This is a genomic window from Protofrankia sp. CiP1_Cm_nod1 (genome assembly GCF_920888515.1).
In the GTDB taxonomy this organism is placed as follows: domain Bacteria; phylum Actinomycetota; class Actinomycetes; order Frankiales; family Frankiaceae; genus Protofrankia.
On the sequence record NZ_CAKKTM010000417.1, the window covers coordinates 12985 to 21276 of the forward strand.

The following is an 8292-nucleotide window of genomic DNA, read 5'->3' on the forward strand; positions in this document are numbered from 1 at the left end:
TTGATAGTACAAGGAGTCTGACAGTCGAGCGTGACGTGCGAAGGCTCCATGGCAGCCTTCGAGGTACCAGCCTTTTCAGCGGTCCCGACGCCGCCGCCCGCCACCTCCATCGAGGGTCTACTATTCACCGAGTAGTAGACATGTGGATGTTCGACTGGAGGACGTATGGCGGTCGGTGTCCCGGCGGTGGAGGCTTCCGGGCTGGTCAAACGTTTCGGTGGTCTCATCGCGGTGGATCATGTTGATCTGCGGGTGGATGTCGGGGAGGTGTACGGGATCCTCGGCCCGAACGGCGCCGGGAAGACGACGTTCCTGCGGATGCTGTTCGGGCTGATCCGTCCGGACGCCGGGACGTTGCGGGTGTTCGGCCGGACCTGGGGGGATGCCGGCCCGTCGATGTTGGACGGGGTCGCCGGGTTCATCGAGAGTCCGCGGTTCTACCCCTACCTGTCCGGCCGGCGGAACCTGAACCTGCTGGCCGGCCTGGACCGCGGCGGGGCGGACAGCCGGATCGACGAGGTGCTCGACGTCGTCGACCTCGCCAGACGGGCGGGTGACAAGGTCGGGGGCTACTCGTTCGGGATGCGCCAGCGCCTCGGGGTCGCCGCGTCGCTGCTGCGCGACCCGCGGCTGCTCGTGCTCGACGAGCCGGCGAACGGCCTGGACCCCGCTGGCATCCGGGACATGCGCGCCCTGGTCAAACGGCTTGCCGCCGGGGGGCTGACCGTGCTGCTGAGCAGCCACAACATGGACGAGGTCGAGGAGATCTGCGACAACGTCACCATCATGCGCACCGGCCGGGTGGTCTACCACGGCTCGATCGACCAGCTGCGCGCCCAGGCCCCCGACCCGTCCCATCGGCTGATGACCAGCGACGACGAGCAGGCGCTGCGCCTGGCCGCCGGCCATCGGGCAGTGGCCGTCTCCGTCCATCCCGACGGCGGCCTGGCGCTGCGCGCCCAGGCCGCCGACGCGGACGCCTACATCATCGCCCTCGGCCGGTCCAACCTGGCGGTCCGCGCCCTTCACCTGGAGATCGCGCCGCTGGAGTCGCTGTTCTTCATGCTCACCGAAACCGACCCGGAGGCCGGTTTCGGTGAGCCCGCCCAGACCCAGCCGGACACCCTCACCGGAGTGACCTCGTGACCACCCCAGCCACCACCGCCACAGCCCCGGTACCGCCCGCGACGGCCTGCCCCCGGCCGGTCGGCCGTGGCCGGGTGGTCACCGCCTACCGGTGGGAGATCACGAAACTCGCCGCGCAGGCCCGCACCCGCGCCACGCTCGCCGTCTGCCTCGTCGCGCCGTTCGTGTTCGTGGTGCTGCTCGACCGACAGGACCGCCTGCCGAAGGACACCCTGTACGGCCGGTGGGTGCACGCCAGCGGCTTCGCGACCCCGCTGCTCGTTCTCGGGTTCGCCGCCCAATGGGTGTTCCCGCTGCTCACCAGCCTCGTCGCCGGCGACATCTTCGCCAGCGAGGACCAGCACGGCACCTGGAAGACGATCCTCACCCGCTCCCACAGCCGCACCCAGATCTTCTGGGCCAAGGCGCTCGCCGCGGCCACCTTCGCGGTGCTCCTCCTCGCCGTCCTCGCGCTGAGCTGCCTGGCCGCCGGGGTGCTCCTCGTCGGCCACCAGCCGCTGGAGAGCCTGTCGGGCACCCTGCTGCCGTCGGGACGCACCGCCGGGCTGGTCCTCGCCGCCTGGGCGAGCACGCTGCCGCCCCTGCTCGGCTTCACCGCGTTGGGGATCATGCTGTCGGTGCTGACCCGCAGCAGCCCCGCCGGGATCGTCGGACCGATCATCCTCGGTCTGCTCATGCAGCTCTACGCCTTCCTCAACGGTGCCGACACGATCCGTCACCTGCTGCTGGTCACCCCGTTCGACGCCTGGCACGGCCTGCTCGCCGCGCACCCTTACTACGGCCCGCTCCGCGACGGCACGCTCGTCAGCGTCGGCTACATCCTCATCTGCCTGGCCATCGCCTACACGGCGCTGCGCCGCCGCGACATCACCGGAGGCTGACCCGCCATGCCCCGTCCCACCTCCAACCGGCTGATCCGCGCGGCCGTCGCCGTCGGCGCCGTCACCGCGCTGACCGCCGCCCTCGCCGGCTGCGCCACCGACGTCACCCGGCCCCGCGTCGAAGCCTCGGTCGGCCCCGTCTTCACCAACCTCTACGTCCAGCAGCAGGCCCTGCTCGGCCGCCCCGGGCTCACCCCCGCCGCCGTCGCCGCCAAACCCGACTGCCACCGAAGCACCCCCGGATCGCACGACAGGGGCGCTGGCAGCGACTGGATCTGCCAGGTCGGCTGGACCGACGCGGCCGGCAGGGCCCAAAACGGCAAGTTCGAACTCCAGGTCCGCTCCAACGGCTGCTACCAGGCCGGCGGCCCCACCAAAATCGTCGGCCCGGTCATGATCCAGACCTCCACCGGTAAAAATGTGATCAACCCGGTGTTCGAGTTCGACGGCTGCTTCGACACCACATGAACGCCACACGAGGCGGCAAACCCGGGCGGCCCGGCGCCCGTCCGGGAGCGCCTGTGACAACTCAGCGGCGGGCGGGCGAGCCACTCCGACGAGCGGAGACGCGGTCGTGCATGAACTGACGTACCCGCAAGCGGGCGTCATCGGACTCCTGCAAGGAATCACCGAGCTGTTCCCGGTCTCCAGCCTGGGCCGCTCGGTGCTGGTACCCGCGCTGATCGGCGGTTCCTGGCAGCACCTGGTGACCGAGAACGCATCGGGCAACAGCGAGGGCTTGCCCTACCTGGCGTTCGTCGTCGGGCTGCACGTGGCCACCGCCGCCCTACTGATCTTTTTCCGGTCCGACCGGGCCCACATCATCCGGGCCTTCCTCACTCCACCGGCCCGGTCTCGATGAGCACGGCTACGGCGACTGCGGTTACGGGAGCTGCCGGAAAATAACTCCGGTTGCTGATGTCGGTCTTGTTGCGGGGCTGACAGCAGCCTCTCTCGATCGAGAACCGCAGTTATTGATCGACGGATCCTAAGAACCCAGAGCCCCAGATCGCCACACGGCTACACGGCCACACGGCCACACGGCCACACGGCCACACGGCCTTCACCTTTTGGATCATCATCAGATGATCCAAAAGCCCCGGACGGCGGCCCGCCCAAGAGCCAGGGGTCCCCAAATAGTCGCGAAAGCGACTATTTGGGGGAGGCCCCTCAGTCGCCGGCGAAGCGGCGGAGGCGTTCGACCTGCAGGATGGTGACGGTCTGGCCCTCGGCGAGGATCCAGTTGCGCTTCTCGAACTCTCGCAGGGCCTGGTTGACCGACTGGCGTGAGCCACCCAGCAGGGAGGCGATCTCGGTCTGGGTCAGGCCCAGTTCGATCAGCGGGCGCCCGGACTCCCGCATCCGCATCAACAGCAGCTTGGCGACGCGCCGAGGCAGGTCGAGGAAGACCAGGTCGGCGTTTGCCCCGGTCAGCCGGCGGACGTGGGCCACCAGCGCCCGGATGAGCTGTTCGGCGACGGCCGGGCGCTCCCGGACCAGCTCCCACACGGCGGCCCGGTCGAGGACGACGGCCTCGCTGGGCTCCAGCGCCTCGACGCTGGCCGAGCGCGGGCCGGCCTCGACGATGTTGAGCTCGCCGAGGGTGTCGCCGGGGCCGGCGATGTTCAGGACGTGGTCACGGCCGTCGTCGGCGGTCGTGAGTATTTTCAGGCGGCCGGAGGCCACTACGAGCAACGTGTCAGCTGGATCACCTTCAGTAAGCACAACCTGGCCGCGGCGGTATCGGCGCACGACGGAGCGTGCGGCGAGACGCGCCAGAGCCGGCTCGTCCAGTTCCTTCAGCAATGTGGTCGCCCGCAGCAGCGCGACTACCTCTTCCTCCTGCACACCGTGACCGTAGCGCCAATGTCGGGAAATGTGGGCGCCTGGTGCCCCCCTTGTGCAGTGATGTGCGTCGATGGAGCAAAAAACGGCGCAGAAGGAACAGTTGACCAAACAGATGAACAGCGGTTCCTAAACGGATGCACGCTGGACGCTCCAGCAACGCACTACATCGCGCATGGACAACACGCCGGCCACGTCACCCCGATCGCAGACGATCAGATGCCGGAACCCGCCACGCAGCATCACGCCGGCAGCCTCCGACAACGACCAGCCGGGATCGGCGAACACGACGTCCCGGGCGACATGATCTCCGACCAGTTCGGCATCCGGGTTCTGACCGGCCGCCACCGACGTCAGAACATCGCGTTCGGTCAGGATGGTGTACCCCTCGCCGTCGACGTCCCGCACAATGGCCGCGCCCACCTTCCGGGCTGCCATCAGCCGCGCCGCCTGACGCAGGGTGTGGTTCGGGCCGATCATGAGTACCGGACTGGTCATCCCGTCGGAAACCCGCATCACGCCTCTCCCCAGGGCTTGTGCACTTGTGAAAAAGAGCCTGACAGGAGAGAGTAGGCGCGGAATGGTCCGTTGACCAGACCGTCACCGCGAACAACGGTCCGTGGACGGAACATGGTGCAACATGGGCGGAACCCGGACGGACGGGAGCGGACTCCTCCGGTGGGTCGTCGGTCGTCCAGGCGCTGGCCCGCGCGACCGGCGGCCCACCGGGGGATGCCTGCGGAGCTCAGGACTCCTGGACGAGCTCGTTCCAGTTCTTGTAACGGTCGATCTCCCCGCGGGTCGCCTGGTGGAACAGCTCGAGCAGTTCGCGGGTGATCGGGCCAGGGCGGCCCGTCCCGACCGGACGGTCGTCGATCTCGACGATCGGCACCATCTCGGCCGCGGTCCCGGTGAAGAACGCCTCGTCCGCCAGGTACAGGTCGGTGCGGACGATGTGCTGCTCGCGGACCTCGTACCCCTGGTCCGCGGCGATCTGCATGATGGACGCCCGGGTGATGCCGCCGAGCGGCCCGTCGCTGAGCGGCGGGGTGATCAGCCTGCCCTCCGAGACGATGAAGACGTTCTCGCCCGACCCGTCGGCGACGTTCCCGTTGGGGCTGGTCAGGATGGCCTCGTCGTAACCGGCCTTGAGCGCGGCGACCTTGGCCAGCGACGAGTTGAGGTACTGCCCGGACGCCTTGGCCGCCGGCGGAATGATGTTGTTGTCGTTGCGGCGCCAGGTGGACACGGTGGCCCGGCAGCCGTTCTGCTCCGCGTCGGCGCCGAGGTAGGAGCCCCAGGGCCAGACCGCGACCATCACCTCGACCGAGGAGGGCAGCGGGTTGAGGCCCATCTCCCCGTACCCGAGGTAGATCAGCGGCCGGATGTAGCAGGCGTCGACCTTGTTGACCGCGACCGTCTCCTTGACGGCGGCGATGAGCTCGTCCTGCGTGAACGACGGCTCCATCATGTAGATCTTGGCGCTGCGGTACAGCCGCGCGATGTGGTCGGTCAGCCGGAACACGGCGCTGCCGCGGGCGGTGGGGTAGGCGCGGATGCCCTCGAAGACACCCCAGCCGTAGTGCAGCGTCGGGTTGAGCACGTGGATGCGGGCGTCGTCCCAGTCGACGAACCGGCCGCTCATCCAGATCTTCGATGTCGGTGTGATGGACACAGGTGACTCCAGGCGTATGCGACGAAGCGGGTGGGCGAGTGACGATCGTGCCGATCTTCGCCGTGGTCAGGCCCCGTCGGCTGCCGTCGTACCGGATCTACGGCCCTTCAGAGAATAGCGTTTCTCCGGCCACCCGCATCGACTCGCGCACGGACAACCACCTTCTGAGCAGGAACGACGACAGAAAGTATCAGACCGGTCGCGCGACCGCGCACGACAGGCCCGCCTGCCGGAGCGACCGGCTCAGCCGGCCCGGACAGCCCGGCCGGCCCGGACAGCTCAGCCGGCGACCCGCGCCGCCAGGTCCTCCCCGACCTCCCGCGTGGAGATCTGGTCGTGTGGGTAGCCGCCACGCGGCCGGGAACGGTCGGCCAGGGAGGCTGCGACCGCCGCCTCCACCCGGGCGGCCTCCTGAGTCCGGCCCAGATGCGCCAGCAGCATCGCGACCGACAGCACGGTGGCGGTCGGGTCGGCGATCCCCTGCCCGGCGATGTCCGGCGCGCTGCCGTGCACCGGCTCGAACATGCTCGGGTTCTTCCCGGACGGGTCGAGGTTGCCGCTGGCGGCCCGGCCGATACCGCCGGTGATCGCCGCGCCGATGTCGGTGAGGATGTCCCCGAACATGTTGTCGGTCACGACCACGTCGAAACGCCCCGGGTCCGTGACGAAGAACATCGACGCCGCGTCCACGTGCTGGTAGTCGACCTGGACGTCGCCGAACTCGGGGGCGGCCTCGGCGACCGTGCGCAGCCAGAGGTCCCCGGCGTTGGTCAGGACGTTGGTCTTGTGGACGAGGGTGAGCCGCCGCCGGGGGCGCGCCTGCGCCCGGCGGAACGCGTCCCGTACGACGCGCTCGACGCCGAAGCGGGTGTTGAGGCTCTCCTCGGTGGCCACCTCGTACGGGGTGCCGCGGCGCAGGGTGCCGCCGGCGCCCGCGTACGGGCCCTCGGTGCCCTCCCGTACCACGACCATGTCGATGGTGTGCCTGCCGGCCAGCGGCGTGGCCACGCCCGGGTAGAGCCGCACCGGGCGCAGGTTGACGTGGTGGTCGAGCTCGAAGCGCAGCCGCAGCAGCAGCCCGCGTTCGAGGATGCCGCTGGGGACCCCGGGGTCGCCGACCGCGCCGAGCAGGATCGCGTCGTGCTCGCGCAGCTCGTCGAGCACCGAGTCCGGCAGGGTCTCGCCGGTGGCGTACCAGCGGCGCGCGCCCAGGTCGTAGTCGGTGGTCTCCACCTTGGGCTCGATGACGCGCAGGACGCGCAGGCCCTCCGCGACGACCTCTGGCCCGATACCGTCCCCACCGATGACCGCAAGCCTCATGAACGCGACTGTAATCCGTCACCGCCCACTCGCGGCGCCCACCCCTGCCCGGGGGCGTGGCGGGTCTTCCCGCGGGCCTCGGTGAAGATTTTTCCGTGTGCTTCCCGCGGACACGCCCGGGAACCGCCCGGGACGGACACGGGGTGCGCGACACGCACGATGAATCGCCGATGGTGACAAAGGTCCCCGCAGGTCCTCACGTACAGTGCACCGACCACATACCACAACGGCCTCGGCAAGCAGCTTCGTAACCGGCTGGAGGCGAGCGGGCATCTCCCCCGGTCGGGCACGCGTGGCATGCGACGACACAAGGGAGTGTACGACGCATGATCGTTGAAACGACGTCACCACCGGTCCGCTCCGCCACCCACCACACGTCCGGTCCCGTCCAGGCGACCGGCCCCGCGGACGAGTGGTCCGCCGCGCTGCGCGACGCGCTGGCCGACCCGGGGCAGCCACGCATCGTCTTCCAGCCGATCGTCGATCTCCAGCGTGGCATCATCGCCGGGTACGAGGCGCTGGCGCGTTTCGGGTCGGCCGCGGCGCCCTCGCCCGACCTGTGGTTCGCCGCCGCCGAGCGCGCCGGGGTCGCCGCCCGCTTCGAGGCCAGGGTGCTGCGCGCGGCGCTGGCGGCCCGCGAACGGCTGCCACCCGACTGCTTCCTCAGCGTCAACGTCATGCCGAACCTGCTGACCACCACGGAGGTGGCCGCGGTCTGGGCCGACGCCGACCTCAGCCGGCTCGTCCTGGAGTTCAACGAGACGGTCAGCGTCGAGCGGACCCCCGGGCTGGCCGCCACCGTCCAGGCGCTGCGCGAGCGCGGCGGCCGCATCGCCATGGACGACGTCGGGTCCGGCTACGCGGGGCTGCGCCAGATCGCCAGGGTCCATCCCGACCTGGTCAAACTCGACCGGGAGCTGGTCGCCAGCGCCGACGGCGACCAGGTGCTGCGGACGCTGACCGAGCTGGTCAACGTCTTCGCCAGCAGGCTGGACGCCTGGGTGATCGCCGAGGGCATCGAACGCGACGAGGAACTGGCCGTGCTCGTCGGGCTCGGCGTCCCGCTCGGGCAGGGCTGGTACCTCGGCCGCCCCGCGCAGAGCTGGCAACGTCTCGACCCCGCGATCTCCCGGCGGATCCGGCTGCTCGCCCAGCGGACCGGGCGCGGCGAGGGGGTGGGCAGCCTGCTCGAGCAGGTACGGATCTCCGTCGGGGACGGCCGGGCGCAGCGCCGGGGCACCTCGGCGCCGGCGGCCTGGTGGCCCGGCACGCCGGCACCGCCACATCCCAGCGGTGGCGCACATCCGGGCGGTGGCGGCAGCGGCGCGGTCGTCGTCGTGAACCGGCACCACCAGCCGGTGGCGCTGCAGCTGCCCGTCTCCCCCGGCGCCGCCGCGGCCCGGCGGGTGCCGGCCAGCATGGTCG

The 8292-nt window shown here is 70.2% G+C and carries 8 protein-coding genes and 1 pseudogene; 5 read left to right on the forward strand and 4 right to left on the reverse strand.

Annotated elements, in window-relative coordinates; translation table 11 throughout:
• Positions 1 to 165: 165 nt before the first annotated feature.
• The 4 genes and pseudogenes from NBX02_RS18825 to NBX02_RS18840 all read left to right on the forward strand — a co-directional run.
• Positions 166 to 1146, forward strand: coding sequence for an ABC transporter ATP-binding protein (locus NBX02_RS18825; protein WP_250283394.1), 981 nt, complete (start codon positions 166 to 168; stop codon positions 1144 to 1146).
• A complete protein-coding gene (locus NBX02_RS18830) occupies positions 1143 to 2027 on the forward strand; it encodes an ABC transporter permease (protein WP_250283392.1) in 885 nt (294 codons plus the stop codon). The genes NBX02_RS18825 and NBX02_RS18830 overlap by 4 nt, the downstream gene beginning before the upstream one ends.
• Before the next feature lie 6 nt (positions 2028 to 2033).
• The gene (locus NBX02_RS23380; protein WP_445548525.1) at positions 2034 to 2495 is read left to right on the forward strand and encodes a hypothetical protein; all 462 of its coding nucleotides are present in this window, start codon (positions 2034 to 2036) and stop codon (positions 2493 to 2495) included.
• A 106-nt stretch (positions 2496 to 2601) separates the two neighbouring features.
• A pseudogene (locus NBX02_RS18840) lies at positions 2602 to 2868 on the forward strand (undecaprenyl-diphosphate phosphatase); the annotation flags it as partial.
• Between the two features lie 329 nt (positions 2869 to 3197).
• Here the strand turns inward: NBX02_RS18840 and NBX02_RS18845 are convergent.
• The 4 genes from NBX02_RS18845 to NBX02_RS18860 form a co-directional block, all read right to left on the reverse strand.
• Entirely contained in the window at positions 3198 to 3875 is a 678-nt protein-coding gene (locus NBX02_RS18845) for a Crp/Fnr family transcriptional regulator (RefSeq protein ID WP_250283389.1), read from the reverse strand.
• A 126-nt stretch (positions 3876 to 4001) separates the two neighbouring features.
• Positions 4002 to 4388: a CBS domain-containing protein gene (locus tag NBX02_RS18850; protein WP_250283388.1), complete on the reverse strand. Its 387-nt coding sequence runs from the start codon at positions 4386 to 4388 to the stop codon at positions 4002 to 4004.
• A 229-nt stretch (positions 4389 to 4617) separates the two neighbouring features.
• Positions 4618 to 5547, reverse strand: coding sequence for a branched-chain-amino-acid transaminase (gene ilvE, locus NBX02_RS18855; RefSeq protein WP_250283387.1), 930 nt, complete (start codon positions 5545 to 5547; stop codon positions 4618 to 4620).
• 279 nt (positions 5548 to 5826) lie between these two features.
• The gene (locus tag NBX02_RS18860; RefSeq protein ID WP_250283385.1) at positions 5827 to 6867 is read right to left on the reverse strand and encodes a 3-isopropylmalate dehydrogenase; all 1041 of its coding nucleotides are present in this window, start codon (positions 6865 to 6867) and stop codon (positions 5827 to 5829) included.
• Positions 6868 to 7193: 326 nt separating this feature from the next.
• Here NBX02_RS18860 and NBX02_RS18865 point away from each other — a divergent pair.
• The coding region (locus NBX02_RS18865) for an EAL domain-containing protein (protein ID WP_250292437.1) at positions 7194 to 8292 on the forward strand (1099 nt) is incomplete at its 3' end.